Raw genomic sequence first — 25913 nt, 5'->3', positions numbered from 1 at the left:
TGCCAAGCAAATATAATGACCAAGAAACTATTTTCCTATGACAATTTTAACTACATCTAAAGGGATCAGTAAACGTAAGGCTTTAATCGAACATTGTTTTAATCAAACATTATCAAGGCTTTCTTCACGAATTAACTATTCTCCAGAGGATGTGGTGGTTGGTTGGGGGGTGAAAGCTAACACCCTAAAAGCGAAAAAAATCGCAGACACGCGTAATCTGAAATACTTGCATCTTGAAGATGGTTTTATTGGTTATATTGGACATCCCGCTCGTAAAGGCCATGCTGTTGCGTTAATTGCTGACGAGTTAGGTGTTTATTATGATGCCCGCAAGCCATGTTTGTTAGAGTCTTATATTGCCAATATTTTAACCGATGTTGAACGTGGTCGCACCCAACAACTCATAGAAAAAATAGTAGATGTTGCTGCCACTAAGTACAACTGTTATGAATCTGCTGAGTTACCTGCTGCGTTAGCCAAAAAGCTATCGGCTGATAAACGCCCTTGTATTTTAATTGTTGATCAAGTTGCTGGTGATTTATCGATTGCAGGAGCAATGGCAGATCAAAATAGCTTTATTAAGATGGTTACCCAAGCTAAAAAAAACCATCCTAATGCTCGGTTGTTATTACGTACTCACCCTGATACCCGTTTTGGCAAAAAACTCGGCGTGTTAGCCCAGTTAAAAGCGAAGTTAGCATTACCGCATCTAGAAATAATTGACGAGCATTGTCATCCTCACGCATTAATTAAAGCGGTAGACGCGATTTACACTGTTTCTTCTCAAATGGGCTTCGAGGCCTTGTTATACAATAAATCTGTTTATTGTTTTGGTTTGCCTTTTTACGCCGGATGGGGGTTAACACATGATACTTTGGTTTGTGAGCGACGTGGAACAGCGACACTTGAGCAGTTAGTACATGCAGCCTTAATTAAGTACACAAAGTATTATGATCCGACCATGCAGCAAGCTTGTGAACTTGAAAATATCCTGACACTCATTGAGCTCCAATACCCAGCTAAGGTGCCTTATCGTCGATTATTCTTAGTCGGGTTTTCGTTATGGAAACGCGGGTTTATGCGGCATTTTTGTCGGCATTTGTCGGCCAAGCTAATTTTTGTAAGTAAACCGCCGATTAGTTTGGCCTTTAATGAAAAAATATTGGTTTGGGGGGCGAAATATCCTGAGTTAACCGATTGTATTCGTGTTGAAGATGGTTTTATTCGCTCCAGTGGTTTAGGTGCTAATTTATCTCGCCCCTCTTCTTTGTCCTTTGACAAGCGAGGGATCTATTTTGATAGCCGTTCTGCGTCTGATTTAGAAACTCTTTTAAATCATTCCGTAATCAACCAGAGTAAAAAAAGTAGAGCCGAGTCGTTAATTCAGCTGCTTCGCCGCTCTGGAGTCAGTAAATACAATGTTGGCCAAGGGGGCAACTTTGAAATTGATGTCAAAAATAAACTAGTCATTTTAGTGATTGGACAAGTTGATGGTGATGCCTCAATCAAGACCGGTAGTCCTTATATTAAAAGTAATGAAGCATTACTCAATGCGGTGCGCGAGGCCAACCCAGAATCATACATTGTTTACAAACCTCACCCTGACGTAGTCTCTGGTAACCGTGCAGGTAGTGTTTCAAAGCCGTGTATGCAACAGTGCGTTGACAGTGTTGTGACTGACTTTCCCTTGACGAGTTTGTACTCAAAAATAGATGAGCTTCACACAATGACATCTTTGAGCGGCTTTGAAGCATTAATTCATAACGTAAAAGTTCACACTTGGGGGCAACCTTTTTATGCTGGCTGGGGCTTAACAACGGATCGTCACCCACCAAGTAGGAGGGACACTCAACGGTCGTTATTAGAGCTTGTCTATGTGGCATTAATCGAATACCCGCTTTACATCGACTGGCAAACAGGGCTGTGGACAAGCCCAGAAATACTCATTTCAAAATTAAGCAATAACAAAAATGCGAGCATTAAAAAAAGATCATTTATTTCTCGAAATGTTGTAAAGCTTAATAGCATACTCGGCAGGTAATCGGACTTGCCCGAAAGGGAGGTTCCAGCTTTTCTCTCTTTTTGGGGCATGGTATTTAAGGCAACAGTAGTACGCTCAGAGTTAAAAACACTGTTGCTAAAATAGCCCTAGTACTTTTGCTTCTAATTTAGGTTTTGTTGGTGGCTTCTAACTGCTTAAAAAACTGCTAAATTGCGCCTTAAGTTTTGATTATTATTAAAGAGAAAGTCCATGTTTGATGTAAATGAATATTTTGATGGAAAAGTAAAATCTATTGCTTTTGATACTGACACCTTACCGGCAACTATGGGCGTGATGGCCACAGGCGACTACGAATTTGCGACTAGTCAGTTTGAAACCATGACTGTGGTAAGTGGCGCCTTAACGGTGCAATTGCCCGGTGATGATAAGTGGCAAACTTTTGGTCCAAGCCAGCAGTTCACTGTTGAAGCTAATCAAAGCTTTAAAGTACAAGTGAAAAACGATACCGCATACTTATGTACTTATGGGTAATTGTTTAATCAGAACATGAACAAAACAGTTAAAAAGTTAGATAACAATGTGGTGAAGGCTTTGACTGTTGTCTGCGAGAATGCGAAACAAGATATAGTTGGTTTTGAGTGGTTAACTCATTCAGCCAATTATGCTAATTTTCCTAGGAGCTTAGTCATTACCTGTGTTTTAGATACCAGTGAATCGCTTGACCTTATGTTAACCAGTGAACAAGACAAAGCGCTGCGTAAGCAAATTCAACGGCAACTTTTAAAAGCAGGAATTTTGCTTAAAGACGTTAGGCGTCATGTGTTTTTTGATACCGAGCAAGCCTGTTTGTTAGAACATAATGGTGATTGGAAACGTAGGTTGGCTTTGAATTAGTATTTTTATCCAGCTCGCAGATGCTTCAATAAGGCGAAATTTTACTTGTTTATTGCCAAAATTCTTAACCTACACACTTAAATTTCGGGAAAATTACAATGAAAATTAAGATGAGTGCCTCCGTAATAGCTTGAAGGTTTACCTAATATCACTATCAACACAATTACCACCACGCTTCTTCGCTTTGTAAAGATTTTCATCGGCCAGTTTTATTACAGTGGATAATGCCTGACCCAGTGGTACTTTAGCGGCTCCAATACTAAGACTGATCACGTCAGCATTACGACTGTTGTATTGGTGGGGGATTTCCATTTGGGTTATTTGTTTAACGACATCTTCAAGAATCGATGATTGAGCGTCTACTAATGATTGAGGTATTAATAAGGCAAACTCTTCACCACCGTATCGATAGGCATGCACGCCACTTATCTGACTGAGACATTGGCCAACTTGTTGCAAAACTCGATCTCCAGCCTCGTGTCCATAATGATCATTAAATAATTTAAAGTCATCAATATCGGCAAGGGCAAGAACGTGAGGTATTTCGCCGGATAAAATGGATTTTAAGTCACGGTCTAATGACCGTCGGTTCAGTAACCCGGTAAGACCATCTACATGCGCAAGCTGTTGAAGGCGTTGGTTCGCATCTGCTAATTCAGCCGTTCGTAGCTGAACCTGTTTCTCTAGTCCGTGCTGAGCTTTGACAAATCGCCGAGCCATTGTCCTAAATGCATCCAGAGCAAGCTTTACCTCACCTTTGAATTGCCATTGTTTAGTACTCGTTGTAATGACATCGCGATAATTTTGCGTGTCCATCAATCCTGCTACTGAAGCGAGCCTGTGTAGTGGTTGGGATACTTCTATGGTTACCTGCCAATGTACGATTAGCAGCAGTAAACCTAATATGAATAATCCGGTAATACTGAGTATCAGAGAGTGGGTCGTGGCCTGTTCGCGAATCAAGTCTTCTGGGTAAAGTGCCGCATACCACCAATCTACACCGGGAATAGGCTGAAGTATGAGCAAATGGTTCGGTAGCGCGTTTTCAAACACCTGCTTATTGTTGGGGTTATTGTTTTTGGCGATAACTTTATAAACCGCCTGATACAGTGGGTCGTGATAGTTATCATGATTGAGTAGTGGTTGGTTCTTCAGTTTGTTACTAATATTTGATGCCGCAATTAAATCGCCTTGTTGATTGAGCAACATAAAATCCGCTTTTGAATGTCGTTTTTTTTGTAAACTATCTAGTAACTTACTTAGTTCGACATCAAAGCTAGCATTTGCGAGGTGTTTACCGTTCAGATCAATTGGGCGTTGATAGGTAATCGTCCAGATACCTGCTGAAACGTCAAAGTATAAACCGGTCCAATTTGGCTCCCTCTCGGGGTTTTCTGATTGAAGACTGGATTGTAGAACGCTGTAGTCAGTCATAATTAAATCTTTATCAGCTTGGCGACCCCATGGAATGTTCTCAGAAAAGATAATTAACGCATTTTCTGGCATGGAAAGGTGGCTGTTACTGACCATTTCTGACCAAGCTGGGCCAAGTTCATTAAGAGTCAAAGTTGCAGCAACTATCCGTGCTTTTCGCTCCTGATCCAAAGGACTGTCTGATTGACCAATAAATGCTGAGATACCCTTCAGCAGATAATGATTGTCGGATATTCCATCAAAGTAAACTTGTTTAAGGCGCGTTATGCCAGGAGAGGTTTGTTCAAACCAAGATTGAAACAGTATATTAGTCTCTGCCTGATTTTCTGACTGATGCTGGTAATGGTCAAGAAAGCGCTTGGCGAGAATGTTTGCGTTGTTTGTTACATGAGAAAACAGCACATCCGTGGGAACAAGTGCCGCTTGAATATCTTGTTTAAGTGATGATATAACTTGTTCTTGGTAGCGAGGGTAGGTTGAAAAAAAAGTAATAATAGATGCGACAACAAGTACTAGTAGTGCCCAGAAACTAATGCGTAATCCCAACCGTCTACCTAACTGTTCATGAGGATCCAGTTTCCTGCTGCTTTGCCTACGATTCACTTATTACAACCATTTTTTAACTAGAAAACTATAGTTTAACTGATTGTACGTCACGTCTGTTCGAAATCAAAATAAAAGGGGAGAGCTCAGTATTTGGTATATTATTGGCTAACAGTCAAAACAGAAATCTCTGATTTACCGTCGTAAAAGCCTTCTTCTACTATGTTTTTAAATCTCGTTACATGATTGGGCGCCATAAATGGTGCAAGTTCTATGACTACAGTGCCAGTTTCGAGCTCTAGATAGATGAGGTTTTCCAGTGTAGGTGTTCACCATTCTTGTTTCGCCTGAGTACAGAAGGTTATTAACAACAGTAAAACGTTATAGGTTAATCGGGCCATCATTCTTAGTGTTTTCAAATAGAGTTAAAAATCAGCGGGTTTACCGCTGTTTGCTTTTATTACCAGCAGATGTCAAAGCGAGTCTTTCAATAACGGCGCTAACATAGACTCTAAACCATTGACTTTTACTTCATGCATCAAGGCTAGTTGCTGACCTAATTTACCATCAGGAAAGCCTTTATTATTAAACCAAACTAAATAAGGTTCGGGTAAGTGTAGTAACTTTCTCCCGGCATATTTTCCGAAGGGCATAGTTTGGTTTATTGCTTCTAGTAGACTCTTGTTATCCATTTGTTCACTCTTGTTCATGGTTATTTTGTTGGGTGTCCCACAGTTTTTTATAGGCACCTTTTATTGTTAATAACTCACTATGACTACCTTGTTCAAGTATCTTACCTTGACCCATGACGACAATTTTATCAGCATCTACGATAGTTGATAAACGATGGGCTATCACCAAACTTGTATGGCCTTGCGATATCTCTTTTATCGCAGTCAAAATTGCTTGCTCCGATTGGCTGTCCAGAGACGAAGTGGCTTCATCAAAAACCATGATAGGTGGCCGTTTCAAGATGGTTCTGGCAATGGCTACTCGTTGTTTTTCTCCCCCCGAGAGTTTAAGTCCTCGTTCGCCAACTGTAGTTTTTTCACCTTGGGGTAGGGAGTTAATAAAACCTCTAAGGTGAGCTAAATCGATAGCCTGTTGCACTTCTTCGTTAGTGGCATCTGGGCGGCCATAGCGTACGTTTTCTATAATAGTGTCATTAAATAACACAGTATCTTGAGGCACAATTCCAATGGTTTTACGTAAAGAGTGTTGATTGACGTTACTAATGTCTTGGCCGTCGATACTAATATGACCTTTGTTTACATTGTAAAATCTGAACAACAGTTTGACTAAAGTTGACTTACCTGAGCCACTTTCGCCTACTACTGCGACTTTCTGGCCAGGTAGAATATCAAAACTGATATCCTCTAGAATAACGCGGTCGGGGCGGTAACTAAATTGTATTTGATTAAAGGTGATTTTTCCTTGGCTAACAATTAAATCGTTAGCATTTTCATCAATAGGCACTTTGGGGCGTTTATTTAAGAGGCTGAACAGATTCTCTATATTCGCTAATGAGCCACGGATCTCTCGATACACAAACCCTAAAAAATTCAAAGGCATGAAAATTTGCATGGTAAACGCATTGATCAGAACAAAATCACCAATAGTCATGCTTCCTTGGGCGACATTGTAGGCAGCCAACGCCATCATACTCGTCATTGCAATGGCGATAATTGACGCTTGACCACCGTTCAATGCAAATAATGATAAACGGTTTTTACGTCTAGCGGTTTCCCAGCTGGCTAAATCAGAGTCATACCTATTTGCTTCGTAGTTCTCATTATTAAAATACTTTACCGTTTCGTAGTTGAGTAAACTATCAATGGCCCTCGAGTTGCTGCTGGAATCAGCTTGATTAACTTCACGAACATATTTGGTACGCCAGTCTGTTGCTTTAACTGAAAAGCTTATGTAGCAGATCACTGAAGCCAATATTATCAGAGCAAAACTAACGCCGTAGTTGTAGAACAACACGCCAACAACAACGGCGATTTCAAATAAAGTAGGCACAATATTGAACACCAAAAAACGCATAAGAAAACTGATACCACTGGTGCCCCTTTCTATGTCTCTGGATAAGCCTCCTGTTTGTCGATTTAGATGAAACTCTAGGTCCAAATTGTGTAGGTGTCGAAACACCTGGATTCCTAGACGGCGCATGGCGCGTTCGGTTACCCTGCCAAAAAGTGTGTCTCTGATCTCCCCAAATAAAACGTTAGCTAGGCGCAGTAAACCGTAGGCTGCAATTAAGCCAAAAGGGACCAATAAAATGCCATTTGTCGAGGAGGTATCATTTAGCTCATCAACGGTATATTTGAGAATAAAGGGTAAATATATACTAGCGGTTTTAGCGGCTACTAGGCATAACAGGGCGAGGCCAACTCTGACCTTAAATTCAGTTAAGTAGGGCCACAACTGAGAAAATATGCGCCAGTTTATTGGCGTGTCTACATCGACAGGATTACGGTTGCTGCGCATGGGGTGAATGTTTTACCTTAGAATTAATGTTCGAATAAGCCTTTGTTAAATACATCGCTTAATCAATGATACAGCGGTTGCGGCCTTGCTCTTTGGCTCTGTATAGGTTGGTATCTGCTTTAGTGATGGCTTGATTGATCGTATCAGTTTTCGCAATTTGATGTATGCCAATACTAATGGTTACACTGAAAAGCTTATCATTTTGTTTGAATTGTGTATTGGCTACTTTTTTGCGTAACTTTTCTGCCAATTGCATTGCATGTTCACCACTGGTTTCCGGCAATAAAAATAAATATTCTTCGCCTCCCCATCTTGCAAGTGAGTCCTGTTTACGCAATCCAGATTGCAAATTAAGGCCTAAACTTTTTATCACTTCATCACCTTTGTCGTGACCATATTTGTCGTTCACCACCTTAAAGTGGTCAATATCACACATCATTAAGGTTAAATCGTTGTTGTAACGCTGGCTTCGGTCAAACTCATTTTGGAGCTTTTCTCGCATTCCACGGCGATTTAATAAACCTGATAGAGGGTCGCACATGGCTTGTTTTTCGAATTTTTGACTCATTTCTTTGATGCGCTGAAACGAGTTTTTCCTGACATATTCGTAAAGCGCAAACAGACATGAAACAGTCAAAAATGAGTAAATTAATCTAGATTTAAATTCAAAAGTGTAAACAGTGCCAAGCCATTCGTTATTCGGATAAAACATCAAAACACTGATCACTAGAACAAATACACCAAGGTTTCGAGTGCCTTTGCGCATCCCTCCAAAAAACAACGCCACAGGTGGCACAATATAAATCCACAGCGGCCCAGTGCCGTTGACTCCTCCGGTAAACACGAGATACAACATAAGTATCATGAGTGAAGAAGTAACTAAATTGGCGGATAATTTGTAAGGGTTTTCGAAACGTTCTGAACGTAGTATTAAGTGTGAACTGAAAAATATAACACAGGCTAAAAGTAGCACCGAACCGAGCAAGTAGTCTTGTCTTATCAAGGCACTTATGCCCATTATAAAAGTGACGGTGTAACCAATAAAACTAAATAAATTGGCGATAAAAATTTGTTGATTCGTTTCTGGATCGTTGCTTTGCACTACACCAGTATTTAAATGATTCTGAATAAATCTTTTAAAATCCATAAATCCCATTTAACTATTCGGCACAGCCGCAATATCCTTTTCAATTTGATTCGCTAATTTGCCTATTAACTTGCGAAGTTGTTTAACTCCGTGTGAATAACCATCCTGTGTTAACTCTGATTCAAAATAGAATGAATGCGCCGATGTGGCAAGCATTTTATTACTACTCACATTAGCGTGGTTTGCCGTCAACCAATAACGACCGGAACTCACAACCTTTGATGTGTCGGTGGCATGAAAATGATCTAGTTGAACTTGAATTGCCATTGTGGCAACTGTGGCTTCCGGCGCTGATGAGGTGAGATAATTGCGCTGACCTGTGCTATTCAGGTCTTGCAGCAATGCGTTATAAAAAGCAGATTGTAGTGTTTCGGCCCACACATCTTGGCGAGAGAAATGGAGTTCATGGTCATCGACTTGTAAAACTAAACTTGATTGCCGTAAATAGTCAGCAATTTTAAGTGGTTGTAAAACGGCTACTGGTTTTGTCTTATCGCTAAGGGGGTTCACTGTATTTAGCGGAGTATGCAATAAGTAGTAGCGTACGTTGAGTGGCTCAGAGGTACAACCGAGTAACAACAGACATAAAAAAATCGTGATTGCTTTCATATTATTTTGTTGCCTCATTTTTGTTGGTTTGCTTAGCTTTAGGAATCAACCTTGTCCCATTACCATTAGTAAAAATTAGACTGTTAGGTTTGCTATTTAACTGCATCAACAAAGGTTGCAATTCTTGTATGATGGCTTGTAGTGCCTGCATAGTGTGGTTGAGTTCTTTGTACGTGTCTGATTCAGCCGAATAATCTTGCGTCAGTCTAGATATGTTTTCTAACGTTTCGGCTAAGGTGCTGCTTATTTGGTCTTGTTGCACTGATGTTAGCAGGTTGTCTACGGCCGTCGCAGTGGATTGCAGTGATTGCGCGGCTTGAGAGATTTGCGATAGCATAGAATTGGCATTTTCAGACAAGTCTTTTAATTTGATTTCGTTGATGTTGTCTAATATAGCGGTGACTTTAGAGGTGATTTCTGAAAATTCTCCAGTTATGGTGGGAATAACGTCATATCCATTGCGTTGTTGAGCTACAAAAGACGGTGCGTCTGAATAATGTTGTAAGTCTACAAACAAAGCTCCTGTCAACAAGTTTCCTGTTTTTAGGGTGGCTCTTAATCCCTGTTCAATCCACAGGCTAGTTTGTTTACGAATAAATGCGATACCCTCTGGATTGTCAGGTTGCTGTATTCGACCTGGTTGAATATTGATAACTACTGGAATGTCATGATGATGTTTTAGTAGGTCTTCTTGGGTGTTTTCTAGTGAATTAATAGATAAAACTTTCCCGACAACAACGCCTCTGTATTCGACTGGAGCCCCAACCTGAAGTCCTCGAGTCGTGTCTTTAACGAGGATTACATATTCTGCACTATACTTAAAACGTTCCTCTGAAGCTGACTCGTAATTGGGGTGGATATCAAAAAAACTGCGTTCCTCGATTTGTTCGCCTAGGGGCATGCCTTCAGGAATACCAAAAGTCACACCATTGGTAAGCAAAGTTTCTAAACTGCCGGTACTGACTTTGACTCCACTGGCTCCCAACTCCATTTGCACGCCACTGATATCCCAAAACTTAGTGTTAGAAGTAATTAGCTTGTGATAGGGGGCTTCGATGAAAGTATTGTAATACACAATCCGTTCCTCGAAGTTAAAATGAATGTCTTCAAACTCACCCACCTTTATACCTTTATAAACGACCGGATCCCCTTTTTTGTAAGCGAATTCACTTTCACTGTTTAAGGTAACGTGTAATCCAGGCGTACCAGCTGGGGTAACAGGTGGCGCGTCGAGGGCGATAAATTCATCACTCATTTCTTGGTTAATACCAGGCGCCATATTAATATAAGGCCCTGACAAAATGGTGCCGAGTCCAGATATTCCACTGAGAGAAACGCGAGGTGAAACAATCCAAAACTGATTATCAGCATGCAGAATTGGACTTACTTTTTTATCCATTCTGACCGTGACCAATACTCCGCTTAAATCTTCAGAAAGCTCTATATTTCTGACCAAACCAATATCTACGTCGCGGGTTTTAATTTTGGTCTTTCCCGCCTCTAGACCTGTGGCAGTTTTAAACTGGATGGTGATCAGTTGCCCTTGGTTGTTCCACTGGTAATAAATCATCCACAGGCCTATCAATAAGGCGACTATTGGTACTAGCCAAATCTTTGAAACTGTTCTTACCGGTTTCACTATGGCTTCTTCGGGCAAAGTAGAGGATGACTGTTCCTGGCTCATACTGGTTTCTCATTTCCTTGTATTTTTTGTGTCTTAGACCAAATAAGTCTCGAGTCAAACGACATGGCCGCTAGCATGGTACATATTACAACACCACAAAAGGCGAGAGCAGCATGCCCTGGTAATATATTCATTACGTTGCCTAGTTGAATCAGACTGACCAATATCGCCACTACAAAAACATCTATCATCGACCAGCGGCCAACAAATTCGGTGAACCTATACCAAAAAATTCTTTCTCGCAGAGCATGTTGATGTTTGTTTTGTACCGAATAATTTAACCAACACAATATAATTATTTTTGCTGCCGGGATACACACACTGGCTATAAAAATAATAATAGCGATAGGGTATGAGCCCATTTTCCAAAGAATAACAATGCCGCCTAAAATGGTATTGGGTTCATCTGTGCCCAACACATTAGTGTGCATTATCGGTAAAAAATTGGCTGGTACATATAGCAAAATAGAAGTGAGTAACAAAGCCCACGTTTTTTGTATGCTGCCATTGGGGTCAATGGGTGGATGCTCTTCAACAATATTGTTAATCAGTAATTGTTGAAGTTGGTATTTGTCTACATATAACAGCGTAATCGTCATAAAAAGAGTAAAAAGTAGGTATGCATAGAAGGACAAGCCAATTCCAATCTCAGCCATTGACATTATTTTAATTAAGCTCACTAACACGCCAATCATGAAAATTTCAGCCATTGTCCAAGGAAGTAATTTAAATAAAAGTTCTAGCAACCATTTGGCATTTTTGGGCCGAAAACCTAGGCTCAGTGGTACCAGTAAATACAATAAACTTATCAAAACAAAAGCAGGGAGTATTAACACTGCAATTGCTTCTACCACCGCAAGTAGCCCATAGTTCTTTTCAACTAAAATCCAAAAACTACTAATAATATCAATAGATTGAGATTGGCCACTGCTACTAAAAGATAGAAATTCAAATGGCAAGGAAGCTAACAGGAAAATAATAGAAGTGGCAGCTAGGGCAATAATTTTCTGGGATGCATTGTGATGGTAAACGGTCAACTGTAATCCACATCGAGGGCACATAGCCGCTTGCTTATGAGACAGTTCAGGCAACTTCACTTTATAGTGGCATTCATGACACAGAATTATTGTTGGCTTCGACATTATGGGCTTAGTTTTAGTTTACCGTTGATCAGTTTGATGATGTCATAAATAACTGACGAGTTATTAAACATCAATTTAGCTAAAGATTCAGTAATTATCCCATACCACCTCAAAAATACAGATGGTTTGGGCATCAACTTGGTTTTCCTAGTACTTGGTTTTTCGCGGCAACAAAGCTTTTGACTGAATGTATTACATCTTGTTCCGTGGTTGCCCAAGAACACACACTGATGCGTATTACTTGTTGTTCTTGCCAACGTGAGCCTCCACACCAACACTCGCCTGATTGTTGCACCAAGGCTAATATTTGTTGGGTTAGTTTCTCAGTTTCACACTTCAAAATCACTTGATTGAAGACCACCTCATTGACTACGTAAAAACCGTTGTCAGTTAATAACTTGGCAAACAACTTTGCGTGAATATGCAGTTGTTCTACTAGTTCTGCAACGCCACTGCGGCCTAAATATTTTATTGCCGCCCACAGTTCGATAGCTCTTGCTCGTTTCGACATTTCTGGGGTGTACATTAAACCATCTCTTTGTTTACTAAACTGGATATAACTTCCCTGCTGATGTAGGGCACTGGTTAAGGCTTCAGAATCTCTACATAGCACAACCCCACAATCATAAGGGGTGTTGAGTGTTTTGTGCGCATCTACAGACCAAGAATTTCCTAGCTCCAAGCCCTGAGTTCGTTTGGCAAATATAGTGGAAGCTTTGGCCCATAACCCAAATGCACCATCAATATGCACCCAAGCTTCGGCTTCTTTTGCCAGCCTACATACTTGAGTGAAGTCATCAAAAGCCCCTGAGTTTACGTTCCCTGCTTGTAATACTAAGATACAACTTGCATCTAACTGAGGCAGCGCATCCACTATAATGCGACCTTGATCGTCACAGTCTACCCATTCTATGGCGTCTTGCCCAAAACCTAATAAACCGATAGCTTTTACCACCGTGCCATGAATTTGACTACCCAGTATTAGACGAATTTTGGGAGCCGAAAATAACCCCTGTTGATTTACGTCCCAACCTAACTTTTTAAGTTGTCGAAATCTTGCCGCTGCAAGACCAGATAATGTCGCGATTGACGTGCCGCTGACAAAACCCGCCACAGTTTGTTCTGGTAAGTTGAAAAGTTGTTTAAGCCAATTCTCGCAAACACTCTCCAATTTAGAGGCGATGGGTGACATCAAATGTAGTGCGGCATTTTGATCCCATATGTCTGACAACCATTTGGCGGCTAAAGTAACCGGTAGAGCGTTACCATTCACAAATCCAAAATATCGGCCCCCAGTTTGAGCTACGGTATTGATAGATCCTACAGTGTCGAGTAGTTCTAAAAGTAAAGTAGGCTCACTGCTTGCCTCGGGTAAGGGCTCTTCAAAGATAACAAGTTGTTGAATACTTTGTTTTTCCGGGAAAACTCGCTGTTTAGCTACATTGTCTATGTAGTTAAAGGCTGCCTGTTGTGCTTGTTTTAGAAGTGCTTTACTTTTTTGTTGTTTAAACAATGCTTGTTGTAGTTGCTTCATGACATCTCCATAATCTGACCAACCATTATTATGTTTACAACTTGGAACGGATAGACACAGATCGTTTCTATTCGAGCTATACAGTTTACTCTTCAAAATCAAAATAAGGATGCGGACAGTTACCTTTACATTAACAGACGTGGGTTATTGATTAATTCACTTTTCACTGAGCTTAATTTAGGTTATCAACGTTCTTAATAATGCAATAAAAGTTTAACAACAGATGGAATAAGAATGAAAAAAACGATTATAAGTGCCGCAGTTGCATCCATTTTCTTACTGAGTGCGTGCAGTAAGCACGGAGAGCAACAACAAACCAATGAGACAGTTGCAGAGGTGTCAAAAGGTATTGCTGAATTGGGTAGTTTCGGGGTTGAGCTCGATGCAAGAGACGAATCCGTTCAACCGGGTGACGACTTCTTTAAATATGCTGGTGGCACTTGGTACGACAACTTTGAAATGCCAAGTGACAAAACCCGTTATGGTGCTTTTGATAAATTGGCAGAACGCAGCGAAACGCAAATTAAAGCTTTAGTAGAAGAAATAAGCAGTGGCAAGAATTTAAATCCAGAACAGCAAATGATTGCAAATTTTTACTCCGCCTACATGGACGTCGATGCCGCGAACGCTAAAGACCTTAAACCTATCTCCTCGATACTAGAAAAAATTAGCGGTATAAACAATAAGCGTGCATTAACAGCCGCTTTTGGTAGCGCTTGGCGCGACGGCTCTATTAGTCCTATTGTTGCGAGAATGGGCTTTAACCGATTAGATCCCAATCAATACCAAATGTCGGTTGGTGTAGGCGGACTAGGTTTACCTGATCGTTCCTACTATTTAGAAGAGTCAGACCGTTTTGTGGAAATTCGCAACGCGTATGTGGCACACATTGAAAAAATGTTAGGTTTTGCGAATATTGCAGATCCAGCCCAAAAGGCTCAACAAATACTAGCACTCGAAACTAAAATTGCTGCGGTGCAATGGCCACGTGAAAAAAGGCGCAATAGGGATTTATCCCTTAATCAACTGCAACGAGAATATTTAACAGATACATACAACGGCTTTGATTGGGATACCTACCTCGCCGAAACTGAATACAAAGTACCTCACCTGAATATATCGCAACCTCAACCTATAAAAGACGTCATTAGAGTCATAAAAGAGCAACCCATAGCGGTGTGGAAAGACTATATGACTTACCACACGATCTCTAATCACGCGCCGTTATTGTCTGACGAAATTTTTGCTGCAAACTTTGATTTTTTTGGTAAAACCTTAAGTGGACAACAAGAACCCCGTCCCCGTTGGAAAAGGGCGATTGCAGCAATGTCTGGTACCCAAACGTTGGGTTTCGCCATTGGTAAAACCTATGTTGAGAAACATTTCCCTGCGAGTTCAAAATCACAAATGGCTGATTTAGTTGAAAATCTTCGTAAAGCGTTAGGCGAACGTATAGAGGGGTTAGATTGGATGGGGCAAGAAACCAAAGTAAACGCCCAAGCAAAACTAGCCTCTTTTGTACCTAAAATTGGTTATCCAGATGTGTGGCAAGATTTTACTGGTTTAGACATTAAAGCCGATGATTTGGTAGGCAATGTTATACGTATGCGAGAGTTCTTCCGTGCAGACAGTGCTAACAAAGAGTTACAAAAAACCGACCGAAATCGATGGGGAATGGCGCCACAGCGGGTGAATGCGTATTACAACAGTTCCTTCAACGAAATTGTATTCCCGGCGGCTATATTACAACCACCATTTTTTGATCCTAATGCCGATCCCGCCGTTAACTATGGGGCAATAGGTGCAGTAATAGGCCACGAAATGGGTCATGGTTTTGATGACCAAGGCTCAAAATCTGATGCCAATGGTATTCAACAAAACTGGTGGACGGATCAGGACCGAGCTGCGTTTGAGGCCAAAGCCGACGCCTTGGCAGCACAATATAGTGCTTATGAGCCAATCGCAGGAAATTTTGTGAATGGTCGTAATAGCTTAGGTGAGAATATCGGGGATGTGGGTGGTTTAGCTATGGCTTACCATGCTTATCAACTGAGCTTAAATGGTAAGGAAGCGCCGGTGATTGATGGTGTTACCGGTGATCAACGTTTCTTCTTAGCTTGGGCGCAAGTTTGGCGTGAAAAACGCACTGAGCAAAGTATGTTATCTCAGTTAAAAGGAGGGACACATGCGCCAGGGCGTTATCGAGCCTTAGCTCCTCGTAATCATGATGCTTGGTATAAAGCCTTTAACGTGCAGCCTGACGATGCGCTTTATTTAGCCCCTGAAGATCGCGTGCGCATTTGGTAAACGGATGTGCAACTAAATAAAAACGGGCACCAATGGCGCCCGTTTTTATTTTTTGTGTTTTGATTACGCTTTCGTTGGATTAACTAAGTACTTTTCACCGGTCTTTTTAGCATTATATTTGAGAACGGTTTGAGGTTGCATGACGTCTTCTAGACTGAGTTCCTCAGTAAAAGTCGAAGCAAAAGTTGTGTTAATTTCATCGGCTACTTTTTTATGCAGTTGCGCCACTTGTTCAGGCTTTAATTTTCCTAAAAAGCGCATTAATAGCCAACCACCTATTCCCCATGTCATACCATAGGCCCGGTTAAGTACGGTCGGGGCAAAGTCTAAGCCTCCATAGATATAAACTTGTTTGTTTGCTTCAGAGCCGTAGGTATTAAAGCCAACTGCGTCTTTACTGCCCACTGCTTCCATTGCCGTTAAAATATCGCTTACTAACTCACCCCCACCAATCGCATCAAAGGCGAGGGTTGCACCGGTTTCTTGAATCGCCTTATATAAATCGACTTTGAACGTTGGGCTAGACGAATCACAAATATGTTTAGCACCTATTGCGGTTAAAATATCTGTCTGTTGTTGGTTTCGCACTATATTTACTAGAGGTACATTTTCAGCTAGGCATATTTTGTTCAGCATTTGACCTAAGGCTGAAGCAGCAGCCGTATGCACCAATCCAGTATGACCTTCCATTCGCATAGTCTCAACCATACCAAGTGCAGTTAATGGATTGACAAAAGACGATGCCGCTTGCTTGGCTGTGGTCCCTTCATTATGGACGATACAAGCTTGCATCGGCAGACAACAATACTCGCTATATATGGATCCTGATAATACACCTACAGTTTTACCCATTAGCGCTTTAGCTGCAGGATGATCGCCTGTAGCGACTACCGTACCAGCACCTTCGTTACCAATGGGTAATACTTGATCTAAACGCGACTTTATTCGAGGTAGCATGCCTTTATGAACAGGAGCCGTCATGAGCTTTTTGTCGGCATCGTATTTTGCTTCAGTTAGATCAGCCGGACCAAACATAGGCCACATATCAGACGGATTAATAGGGGCCGCTTCAATACGAACAATGACTTCATGGGGTTTAGGTGTAGGGACATCTCGTTCTTGCAAGGATACTTCCAGCTGACCATTTGAAGTAATTTGGGTAAAAAGTTGCTTTGATTTGTTCACTGTTATTGACTCTCCACTAAGATAAAAATTATTCACAACTATGCATGTTTGTGTTGTTAGCAAAGTTGATTGTTCAGGTCGATTTGTACAGGTGCCTTATGCCTAATGATTCAAACTTCTAACATGGGTTTAACATTAACCGAAACCAATATGCTGCAATATTTTATTAGTGAACATATCTTGATAATTCATATGTATGTTTGCAACCGGTTGATTTGCCCTCCATTGGTTCTAGCTTTTTGGGTATCGTTAGAGGAAAGTAAAACATAGGAGGGTCAATAACCGAAAAGTACGCCACCAAGGACGAATAGGACTCTATCATTCTCTCAAATAAGGTTTGTATTGCGCTGAGAAATAAGCGCAAAAATTGGTCGTTTGCGTTTGAATTAGTTGTTGCTTGCGGTGGCACATGTGTTGATTGTATCGCAAGTTAGATGGCTAAAAAAATCCCCGTCAGTTACCTGACAGGGATTCTTCATTTCATCTCTTTGTGATAGATAACTGTTGATCAGTTATCTACCTAGCATGTTTAATAATTTGCATTACCTGGGGTTCTTGGGAAGGCAATGACGTCGCGTACATTCTGCATACCCGTTACATACGCCACTAAACGCTCAAACCCTAGACCAAAGCCAGAGTGGGGTACTGTGCCGTATTTACGCAAATCACGATACCAGCTGTAGTCTTCTTGGCTAAGATTCATTTCAGCTAAACGGCGATCGAATACATCCAGACGTTCTTCACGTTGCGAACCACCAATTATTTCACCAATACCCGGAGCTAAGACATCCATTGCCGCTACGGTTTTACCGTCGTCGTTAATACGCATGTAAAACGCTTTGATGTCTTTGGGGTAGTTTTGCATAATGATGGGAGCACCAACGTGTTCTTCAGCTAAGTAACGTTCATGCTCAGAAGACAAATCCACGCCCCAACTCACAGGGAATTCAAAGTTCTTGCCACAGTTTTGTAAAATCTCAATGGCGTCAGTGTAGTCCATACGTACAAATTCTTGGGCGATCACTTTTTCTAAACGAGATATCGCATCCTTATTAATGCGCTGTGCAAAAAACGCCATATCGTCTGGGCGCTCAGCCAAAACAGCCTTGAAAACATATTTAAGTAAGTCTTCGGAAAGTTGTGCAATATCCGCTAAATCGGCAAACGCAACTTCAGGCTCGATCATCCAAAACTCTGCCAAATGGCGGCTTGTATTAGAGTTTTCAGCTCTGAAAGTAGGCCCAAACGTATAAATCTTCGACATCGCTGTTGCGTAAGTTTCACCGTTTAATTGACCTGAAACGGTTAAAAACGTTTCTTTGCCAAAAAAGTCTTGGCTGTAATCCACTTCGCCTTTATCCGTTTTGGGGATATTAAGCATATCTAACGTGGATACTCTAAACATTTCACCCGCACCTTCGGTATCGCTAGCAGTCAATATTGGCGTACTTACCCAGCAATAACCTTGTTCATGGAAAAAACGATGAATCGCTTGAGATAAACAGTTGCGAACACGAGTGACTGCTCCGCCAACGTTGGTGCGCGCACGCAAATGCGCATGTTCACGCAGGTATTCCATACTGTGGCGTTTAGGCGCCATTGGAAATGTATCTGGATTTTCTACCCATCCAATGATCTCAACTGTTGCAGCTTCAATTTCTAAAGATTGTCCCTGACCTTGAGATTCCTTCAACGAGCCAGTGACCACAAGGGAGCAACTAGTAGTGAGTTTTTGGATATCGCTATAATTTTCAATGCTACTAAGCGCAATTACCTGAATAGGATCAAAACAACTACCATCGTGAACGGCTATAAAAGACAAACCCGCTTTTGAATCACGGCGAGTGCGTACCCATCCTTTAATTGTAACTTGATCACCTACTGAATATTTACCGGCAAAAATGTCTGCCACCGGGGCGTGCGCCATCTACTTCTCTCCAATTTTTGGGATTTAGTTCCCGTCATCATTTAATGTGTAAACTGTTTTTCAAAGCGCAAACAAAAGTACAATCGATAAAAATTAATTTACTGAATTTTGCTGGAAGCCACATAAGGAGACAAAAAATACTCTTGAAACTATGAATACAGCCGAAAACAAACACAAATTGACTGTATTTAACGATACAGTTTACTTGGCTAATCTCTTAAGGTGTGTAATCTTACTCAGGTAGCGCTTAGACTCAAGAAAAATCGACAATAAAGCTAGTATTATTAAGCATATGAAAAACAAAGAGCAAATATCGAAACCGGGGCAGAACCGAAGAAAGTCACCGAGAGAAAAAGATAAATTTTTCCAATCTATGGTATTTATCAACGTTTTGGGTTGGTTTGTATTTATTGGTGCGTTATTGGTGTTTCATGATGCCCGCCCTGAATTTACCTCTGGAGTGCAAGCTTTTTGGGGGATAGAAGGGCGTCAGGGGTGGTCTAAAACTCTCACTATGTATTTAGCAGGCTTGTTGTCGCTGTGTTTAATTATAAGTGTGACGGTCTTAATTATGAAGCGTCGTCGTAATCGCCGAGACAGTGACCATTTTGGAATTAACGGATATGTGCTACTTTTGACCGCGGTCTCAAGTCTTATTATTTTATACTTCGAATACACCGCGCCCTTAAAATGACAATGGTTTTACCATTTTAAAGTTCTCCAATATTTGCCCTCTAATTAACACATTCTGACTTTTCACTATATTAAAGTCATGTTTTTCGAAAAAGCCCTTAGCAGTGATACTGACATCCGCTGAAAGTTGAGTTATGCCACGCTTTTGAGCCAGATTGTGAATATACGTCATCAAAGCTGTACCTACTCCTAAACCTTGATGCTGTTGGTGACAAAAAAAATGGTCAATATAGCCGTCTTTTTGTAAATCGCTGTAGCCAAGTATCACGTTGTTGGCTTTCTTATCATCATTATCACCTTGGATGCGCCGTGAATTTACACAAACAAAAGTGCCGAGTGTTGTCAGTTTTTTCTGCCATAAATGTTGGTCGAAAGAATTAGGGGCCCATGCATCTAATTGATTTTGAGAATAGTCTTGAGCATTGATTCCGTGGACAGTTTGATAAAAAAGCTGCCAAATTTGATGTTCTTCACCAAGATGATAAGCTCTTATTTCCATTGAAGACTCCCTTTATAACTAGGATTTGTAATGCCCCACTGTATTATCGAATATTCTAAAAATCTACAGCATACTCTTTCTGTTGATGCGTTAGTGAATGCCGTGCACGGCTGCGTTTTTTCATCTGGGCTATTTGAAGAGTCATCGATTAAAACCAGGGCGATCGAATACACGCATTTTCAAACAGGTTTAACTGATATGCCTTTTATTCACATTACTTTAAAAATTCTACATGGTAGGAATCATCAACAGAAAAAAGAATTAAGTACCTTAGTAGCGGAAAATCTCAAGAGCCATTTTGAGCCACCCATAACGATTTCGGTTGAAGTGGCAGATATTGAGAAAGTGAGTTACAAAAGACTCGTCGTTGAGTGAATGACAACTTAGGAGGCTCGCAGTTTCTGTTTAAAAATTTTACCGCTGTCTTCTCGAGGGAGTTTTTCATGTAGCTCAAGTTTCTTAGGGTACTTAAAACGCGCTAGCTTACCTTCTAAAAAATCATACATTTGCGACAGAGTGATAGTTTTTTGGGGATGGCATTGAACTGCTGCGACTACTTTTTCTCCATATTCTGGATCGGGTGCCCCAAAAATAGCGCAGTCAACTATTTCATCCATGTGAATCAGTACCGACTCTATTTCGAGGGGAAATATATTAGCGCCGCCTGAGATGATCATGTCTTTTTGACGATCATTGATAAACAAATAGTTTTCGCTATCTAAATATCCTATATCACCTACCGACACGTAATTTTCATATTTGTAGGCACTACTTTCGCCGTCATAATTGGTATATTCGAACTCACCAAACATAGGCAGGTGTACGTAAATTAATCCAGCTTGTAACTGACCGAGTTGTTGTTTAGATTCATCTAATATTTTGATGTCACCTCCAGGCACTATCTTGCCAACTGAACCCGGTTTGTTTATCGCCTCTGCCGAGGATATTAAGGTCATAAAGCCTATCTCACTGGCGCCGTAAGATTCATAAAATATCGGTCCAAACCAGTTAATCATTGCTAGCTTTATTTCACTTGGGCATGCAGAACCGGTGGATATCGCAAATTTTAGTGAGCTTAGATCGTATTGGTCCCTGATATGCTGAGGCAACTTTAATAACCTAATCATCATGGTAGGAACGATATAGATATGAGTTATTTTACTTTTGTCGATGGTTGACAAAAACGCTTGTGGATCAAATTTGGTGGCAATGAACAGAGTTACGTCAGATGCCGCTAAAGTACAGATACTTAATGTATTGGGAGCACTGTGGTAAAGAGGTGCAGCCACTAAGAATTTATCGTTGCAGGTTAATTGCATTAACGATTTTGCTAATCCTTGGTACACGGCATATTTATCAGTATCCTCATCATCAGCTTTGCGCTTGATGCCTTTGGGTCTGCCAGTACTACCAGAAGTATAGGCAAACATACCTCTAAAAGGTTTGGGAGTAGAATCGATTGGTAGGGTTGTTTGTAATGACAACTCGATATCTAAGGCCAAGTCAGCAGTGCAACTTGGTTGCTGTAAATCTATAGGATAGTTGTCTATGACTTCTTCGGGTGTGGGGAAAAATGCCAACAATACTTCGGATAACTTGGGTTGTTCAAGTTGCTTTATTAAGTCTTTGTGGGCGACCAATACTTTGGCGCGTGAGTCTTGGATTATGTGTTCAATTTCTGTGGTTACCGAATGCCAGTTTAGAGGGACGAAGTAACAACCTAGATATCGACAGGCTTGAATAACCTCTAAGTATTTAGTGTCGTTACGCATTAAAATCGCTATGGTATCATTTGGCTCAATCCCCTGAGCTTGTAATAAGTTGGCTAGCTTTTTTGATCTGATTTCAAATTCGGCTCTAGGTGTTGGGTTTCCATCTAAATACAAATTTCCGTTCATTTTCTGCACCTCAAAAATTGACAGTTGTTTGATTACATAGCCTCATAACATCGCCCCACAATGTCGCCCTAAAAAGAACGAATCTAAAAAATGCTAATGACTAATACCTTGATAGTTGAAGGATTCTCGAATGATTAACAATAATTAATATCCAAATCAGCCTAACATACTCGATTCTTAAAACACCAATAGATCCATTGAATGGATTTTCAAAACCCTAGGTAGGCGCAACTATTGCGCTTACCTCTTATATAAGTAAGTATAGGATTAGTCTTGGTTAGCTAGTTTGATAGATTGAGTTGCTATGGATGAAAAATTTAGACGTTTGATAGAATTGGGTGCTGGGGAATTTGAACATGTCGATGGTTCACTTATTGCTCATTTGGAAGGCACTCGGTGTTTACTGAAAGAGTGGCATGCATCAGAAATTCTGCAAGATGCAGGTTTGTATCATGCGGCCTATGGCACTTTAGCGTTTTCACACAACGTGTTTGATTTAAACCAAAGAGGTGAAGTGGCAGCTATCATTGGTAACGCCGCGGAACGCATCGTTTACCACTACTGCGCCTGTGATAGAGATATTTTTTTTAAGCAGTTCGGAAACGTCGCGCAACCCGTTTTTTATGACCGAATATCCAATCAAAAAGTTATTATTTCAGATGAACTAATACAACAACTATGCGAACTTAGCGCAGCTAACGAAACAGAAATAGCGTTAAATAATCAAGATTTTGTCACGGAAAATGGCAGCGAACTTATTGAGCTTTTCAGTCGCATGCAAGATTATTTGAGCCCTAGTGCAATGCGAAAAATTCAGCATGTTTTTGCATCGAGTTTTTAAAGCTGCTGCCATTTATCATGGATTTAAACCATAGGGTTAATCTAAAAACAATTCGGTACTAAAATAGCGCTCTGCGTTATCAGCGAAAATTGTGACTAGGTTCTTTCCTGAATTTTGCGGCCTTTGCGCTACGTTAATGGCTGCCCAAGCGGCTGCGCCTGATGAAATTCCAACCGGCATTCCTTCAACTTGCGCCAACATCTGTGCATATTGAATTGAATCTTGGTCGGTGACAGTAATAATTTCGTCTAAAATATCTACGTTTAAAACATCAGGAACATGACCTGAACTTAAACCTTGGATTTTGTGGACACCTTTTAATCCTTCACTCAAAACTGGGCAGGAAGCGGGTTCAACGGCAATGATTTGGATGTTGGGGTTTCGAATTTTTAATGCTTTAGCTATGCCCGTGATAGTGCCTCCGGTACCCACACCGGCAACTAAAATATCAACCTGACCTGCCGTGTCTCGCCATATTTCTTGTGCGGTACTATTAAAGTGCATATCAGGATTCGCCTGATTCGCGAATTGATCTAACATAACTGCATTAGGGTTGTCTTGAACCATTGCTCGAGCCTTGTCTATAGCACCTTTCGTGCCTAACTCTTTAGCTGTGGTAACTAGGTGCGCACCGTAATGTTTGATCAATTTTTGGCGTTCAATAGACATATGCTCTGGGATTACTATGGTTAACTTAATGCCTTTCATTGCGCATATCCACGCGCAAGCGACACCATTGTTTCCCGATGTGGGTTCAATTATTTCGGTTTTCTCAGTAAAGTCTGTAGATTTAATCAGTGCGTCGATCATTGCCATTGCTGGACGATCTTTAATTGAACCTGCTGGGTTAAAGTATTCCATCTTTGCAAGAATATTAGCCTGCAATGAGAACTTTTCGGCTAAACGATTAAGGCGTACTAACGGGGTATTACCTATGGTTTGAGTGATATCATCATATATCCTGGGAGGAATAATAACCGCTGAGTTGTTGCTCTCTATTGCAGTGATATTCTCTGATAAGACGTTGGTTTGTGCGTTCATAGGTAAATACTCCGAGTCGTTTGTTTACACAATAGTTTGCCATGGTGAACTTGGAATAAAATTGCATATAATTCTTACAAACTTTAATATGTTAGAAAAATATTCTAGTTACCGTCTGTTGGGAGATATTAAAAATTATGGATAGATTGGATTGTGAAATACTAAGGTTGTTGCAAAAAGACGCAACTCAATCGGTGGCAGATATTGCAGAACAGATAGGTCTAAGCACCACACCTTGTTGGCGCAGAATCCAGTCTTTGGAAAAACTTGGTGTGATTGATAGACGGGTAGCGTTACTAAATCCCGAAAAAATTGGTTTAGGCATGACGGTTTTTGTACAAGTGAAAGCGTCTAAGCATGATTCTACTTGGCTAAAAAAGTTTGCGGAGCACGCTACAAATATTGAACAAATTGTTGAATTTTACCGAATGAGTGGCGAATATGACTATATGCTCAAAGTAGTAGTAGCAGACATGCAAGCCTTTGATGTATTTTATAAGAGACTGGTAGACGGAATTGATTTGTCTGACGTAACATCGAGTTTTGCTATGGAGCAAATTAAATATACTACCGCACTGCCTGTTTAAGACTGAGTAAAAGTCCTGCAGATCCATCTCAATAAAAAACGTGTCATCAAAATAAGGTTTGTTTATGCATTGGTATTCCATACTCCCACCCATTATTGCCATCATCATCGTGTTTTGGCGCAAAGAAGTGATATTGGCGCTTATAGCTGCGATCCTGTCGGCTGAGTGGTTGCTCGCCTATCAGAATAAAACTGAAGTATTGTTTTCCGGTACCATTGGCTCAATTGAGCGGGTGGTCGAAATTGTGGTTTCGGAGGGGAATAGTCGAATTCTACTTTTTAGTCTTTTAATCGGCGCTTTGTTAGCTTTTATGCGTTATTCAGGAGGAGTAACGGCAACAGTAGAAATGTTGATAAACAAAGGAGTAGCAAAGAGCAAAAAACAAGTCGGATTACTTACTATGTTTACAGGCATAGTGGTATTCATCGAGTCGAATCTAAGTGTATTGGCATCAGGTATTTTAGCCCGTGGATTGTTTGACAAATTTAAAATGAGTCGTGCGAGGTTGGCGTATGTGATCGATAGCACCAGTGCACCCATTTGTATCCTTATTTTGCTCAATGGCTGGGGTGCATTTATTTTGGCCTTGTTAAGCAATTATGAATTCGAGCAAAGTGCTGTGTCTGTTTTATGGGGCACAATCCCACTAAATTTTTACGCAATTATCGCTCTTGTCATAGTGTTGTATACAATATTAGCGGATAAAGTTCATGGCCCAATGAAAGAAGCCGAGAAAAAGCTTGCAACTATGGAAGGAGAGCAGGTCGCAGTGCCAGCAACGAAAGCGCGTTTTATGTTAGTGCCTTTGGCAAGTATGATTTTTTCCATGGTAGGTTTCATGTTGTGGACTGGAAACGGGGATTTGGCTAACGGAAATGGCAGTAAATCAGTGCTTTATGCCACTTTGTTTGCATGTTTTGTTGCCTATATTTTAATGTTAAGTGCTAAACAATCTTCCCATAAAGAGTTGGTTGATACTGGTTTTAAAGGTATGGGAGAAATCTTGCCTTTGGTGACAATTGTTTTATTTTCATTGACACTTGGTGCCAGTCTAAAAGACCTCGGTACTGGGGTTTTTGTAGCTGGAATGGTGGGGGATTATTTGCCAGTTAGTTTAATTGTGCCTGTGCTGTTTTTAGCTGGGGCCATGATGTCGTTTAGCACAGGTACCTCTTGGGGAACTTTCGCAATACTGATCCCAATTGGGGTACCGTTAATCCAAACACTTGGGCTGCCGCCTTCATTAGTGATCGCTGCTATTTTGGGCGGTGGAGTATTTGGTGATCACTGCTCCCCAATTTCAGACACCACTGCTGTGTCATCTATCGCATCAGGATGCGATTTATTGACTCATGTACGTACACAAATGCCCTATGCGTTATTCGGTGGAGCCATAGCGTTTGTTGGATATTTTATCGCTAGTTTAGTAATGATTTAAGTTTGAAGGAAATGAATT

23 protein-coding genes are annotated in these 25913 nt (G+C 40.8%); 9 read left to right on the top strand and 14 right to left on the bottom strand.

The window, feature by feature from the left end; all coding sequences use genetic code 11:
- Positions 1-37 precede the first annotated feature (37 nt).
- The 3 genes from ABJK37_RS24305 to ABJK37_RS24295 all read left to right on the top strand — a co-directional run bounded on the left by ABJK37_RS24305 (position 38) and on the right by ABJK37_RS24295 (position 2896).
- Positions 38-2041 carry a capsular polysaccharide biosynthesis protein gene (locus tag ABJK37_RS24305; protein WP_348359270.1) on the top strand — a complete coding sequence of 668 codons (2004 nt, stop codon included), beginning with the start codon at positions 38-40 and terminating at the stop codon, positions 2039-2041.
- Between the two features lie 210 nt (positions 2042-2251).
- Positions 2252-2533, top strand: a complete 282-nt coding sequence (locus ABJK37_RS24300; RefSeq protein ID WP_348359267.1) for a pyrimidine/purine nucleoside phosphorylase — start codon at positions 2252-2254, stop codon at positions 2531-2533.
- Positions 2534-2548: 15 nt separating this feature from the next.
- A complete protein-coding gene (locus ABJK37_RS24295) occupies positions 2549-2896 on the top strand; it encodes a Fis family transcriptional regulator (RefSeq protein ID WP_348359264.1) in 348 nt (115 codons plus the stop codon).
- Positions 2897-3034: 138 nt separating this feature from the next.
- Here ABJK37_RS24295 and ABJK37_RS24290 read toward each other — a convergent pair whose 3' ends face one another.
- The 9 genes from ABJK37_RS24290 to ABJK37_RS24250 form a co-directional block, all read right to left on the bottom strand.
- Positions 3035-4933 (bottom strand): diguanylate cyclase, encoded by a 1899-nt coding sequence (locus ABJK37_RS24290; protein ID WP_348359261.1) that lies wholly within the window; start codon positions 4931-4933, stop codon positions 3035-3037.
- 101 nt (positions 4934-5034) lie between these two features.
- The gene (locus tag ABJK37_RS24285) at positions 5035-5181 is read right to left on the bottom strand and encodes a peptidylprolyl isomerase (protein ID WP_348359308.1); all 147 of its coding nucleotides are present in this window, start codon (positions 5179-5181) and stop codon (positions 5035-5037) included.
- A 165-nt stretch (positions 5182-5346) separates the two neighbouring features.
- Complete coding sequence (locus ABJK37_RS24280) at positions 5347-5565, bottom strand: DUF3820 family protein (RefSeq protein ID WP_348359258.1); 219 nt, start codon at positions 5563-5565, stop codon at positions 5347-5349.
- A 4-nt stretch (positions 5566-5569) separates the two neighbouring features.
- The gene (locus ABJK37_RS24275) at positions 5570-7363 is read right to left on the bottom strand and encodes an ABC transporter ATP-binding protein/permease (RefSeq protein WP_348359255.1); all 1794 of its coding nucleotides are present in this window, start codon (positions 7361-7363) and stop codon (positions 5570-5572) included.
- Between the two features lie 58 nt (positions 7364-7421).
- Entirely contained in the window at positions 7422-8510 is a 1089-nt protein-coding gene (locus ABJK37_RS24270; protein WP_348359252.1) for a diguanylate cyclase, read from the bottom strand.
- Positions 8511-8519: 9 nt separating this feature from the next.
- Positions 8520-9119, bottom strand: a complete 600-nt coding sequence (locus ABJK37_RS24265; RefSeq protein ID WP_348359250.1) for an ABC-type transport auxiliary lipoprotein family protein — start codon at positions 9117-9119, stop codon at positions 8520-8522.
- 1 nt (position 9120) lies between these two features.
- Positions 9121-10803 (bottom strand): intermembrane transport protein PqiB, encoded by a 1683-nt coding sequence (pqiB, locus tag ABJK37_RS24260; RefSeq protein ID WP_348359247.1) that lies wholly within the window; start codon positions 10801-10803, stop codon positions 9121-9123.
- A complete protein-coding gene (locus ABJK37_RS24255) occupies positions 10800-11945 on the bottom strand; it encodes a paraquat-inducible protein A (protein ID WP_348359245.1) in 1146 nt (381 codons plus the stop codon). The genes pqiB and ABJK37_RS24255 overlap by 4 nt, the downstream gene beginning before the upstream one ends.
- Positions 11946-12078: 133 nt before the next feature.
- Positions 12079-13479, bottom strand: coding sequence for an aminotransferase class V-fold PLP-dependent enzyme (locus tag ABJK37_RS24250; protein WP_348359242.1), 1401 nt, complete (start codon positions 13477-13479; stop codon positions 12079-12081).
- Positions 13480-13713: 234 nt separating this feature from the next.
- Here ABJK37_RS24250 and ABJK37_RS24245 point away from each other — a divergent pair, with 234 nt between their 5' ends.
- Positions 13714-15786 carry a M13 family metallopeptidase gene (locus ABJK37_RS24245; RefSeq protein WP_348359239.1) on the top strand — a complete coding sequence of 691 codons (2073 nt, stop codon included), beginning with the start codon at positions 13714-13716 and terminating at the stop codon, positions 15784-15786.
- A 63-nt stretch (positions 15787-15849) separates the two neighbouring features.
- On the opposite strand, the gene ABJK37_RS24240 is transcribed toward ABJK37_RS24245, so the two are convergent.
- Complete coding sequence (locus tag ABJK37_RS24240) at positions 15850-16971, bottom strand: zinc-binding dehydrogenase (protein WP_348359236.1); 1122 nt, start codon at positions 16969-16971, stop codon at positions 15850-15852.
- Between the two features lie 529 nt (positions 16972-17500).
- Positions 17501-18898, bottom strand: coding sequence for an asparagine--tRNA ligase (gene asnS, locus ABJK37_RS24235; protein WP_348359234.1), 1398 nt, complete (start codon positions 18896-18898; stop codon positions 17501-17503).
- A gap of 292 nt (positions 18899-19190) precedes the next feature.
- Here asnS and ABJK37_RS24230 point away from each other — a divergent pair, with 292 nt between their 5' ends.
- Positions 19191-19592, top strand: coding sequence for a hypothetical protein (locus ABJK37_RS24230; protein ID WP_348359231.1), 402 nt, complete (start codon positions 19191-19193; stop codon positions 19590-19592).
- Here ABJK37_RS24230 and ABJK37_RS24225 read toward each other — a convergent pair.
- Complete coding sequence (locus ABJK37_RS24225; RefSeq protein ID WP_348359228.1) at positions 19584-20090, bottom strand: GNAT family N-acetyltransferase; 507 nt, start codon at positions 20088-20090, stop codon at positions 19584-19586. The genes ABJK37_RS24230 and ABJK37_RS24225 overlap by 9 nt on opposite strands.
- A gap of 30 nt (positions 20091-20120) precedes the next feature.
- Here ABJK37_RS24225 and ABJK37_RS24220 point away from each other — a divergent pair, with 30 nt between their 5' ends.
- Positions 20121-20465 carry a 5-carboxymethyl-2-hydroxymuconate Delta-isomerase gene (locus ABJK37_RS24220; protein ID WP_348359225.1) on the top strand — a complete coding sequence of 115 codons (345 nt, stop codon included), beginning with the start codon at positions 20121-20123 and terminating at the stop codon, positions 20463-20465.
- Between the two features lie 8 nt (positions 20466-20473).
- On the opposite strand, the gene ABJK37_RS24215 is transcribed toward ABJK37_RS24220, so the two are convergent.
- Complete coding sequence (locus tag ABJK37_RS24215) at positions 20474-21988, bottom strand: AMP-binding protein (RefSeq protein WP_348359223.1); 1515 nt, start codon at positions 21986-21988, stop codon at positions 20474-20476.
- A 304-nt stretch (positions 21989-22292) separates the two neighbouring features.
- On the opposite strand from ABJK37_RS24215, the gene ABJK37_RS24210 reads away from it, so the two are divergent.
- Positions 22293-22829, top strand: coding sequence for a DUF6817 domain-containing protein (locus tag ABJK37_RS24210; protein ID WP_348359221.1), 537 nt, complete (start codon positions 22293-22295; stop codon positions 22827-22829).
- A gap of 36 nt (positions 22830-22865) precedes the next feature.
- On the opposite strand, the gene cysK is transcribed toward ABJK37_RS24210, so the two are convergent.
- A complete protein-coding gene (gene cysK, locus ABJK37_RS24205) occupies positions 22866-23870 on the bottom strand; it encodes a cysteine synthase A (RefSeq protein ID WP_348359218.1) in 1005 nt (334 codons plus the stop codon).
- Between the two features lie 137 nt (positions 23871-24007).
- Here cysK and ABJK37_RS24200 point away from each other — a divergent pair, with 137 nt between their 5' ends.
- Together ABJK37_RS24200 and ABJK37_RS24195 are read left to right on the top strand one after the other, a co-directional pair.
- Positions 24008-24457, top strand: a complete 450-nt coding sequence (locus tag ABJK37_RS24200) for an Lrp/AsnC family transcriptional regulator (protein ID WP_348359215.1) — start codon at positions 24008-24010, stop codon at positions 24455-24457.
- 64 nt (positions 24458-24521) lie between these two features.
- Positions 24522-25895, top strand: coding sequence for a Na+/H+ antiporter NhaC family protein (locus tag ABJK37_RS24195; protein ID WP_348359212.1), 1374 nt, complete (start codon positions 24522-24524; stop codon positions 25893-25895).
- The last annotated feature ends 18 nt before the right edge of the window (positions 25896-25913 follow it).

Origin of the sequence: Paraglaciecola sp. (assembly GCF_039964565.1) — a bacterium.
GTDB lineage: Bacteria > Pseudomonadota > Gammaproteobacteria > Enterobacterales > Alteromonadaceae > Paraglaciecola.
The sequence above is the reverse complement of the archived record's forward strand: the minus strand, read 5'-3'. Positions and strand labels throughout refer to the sequence as shown.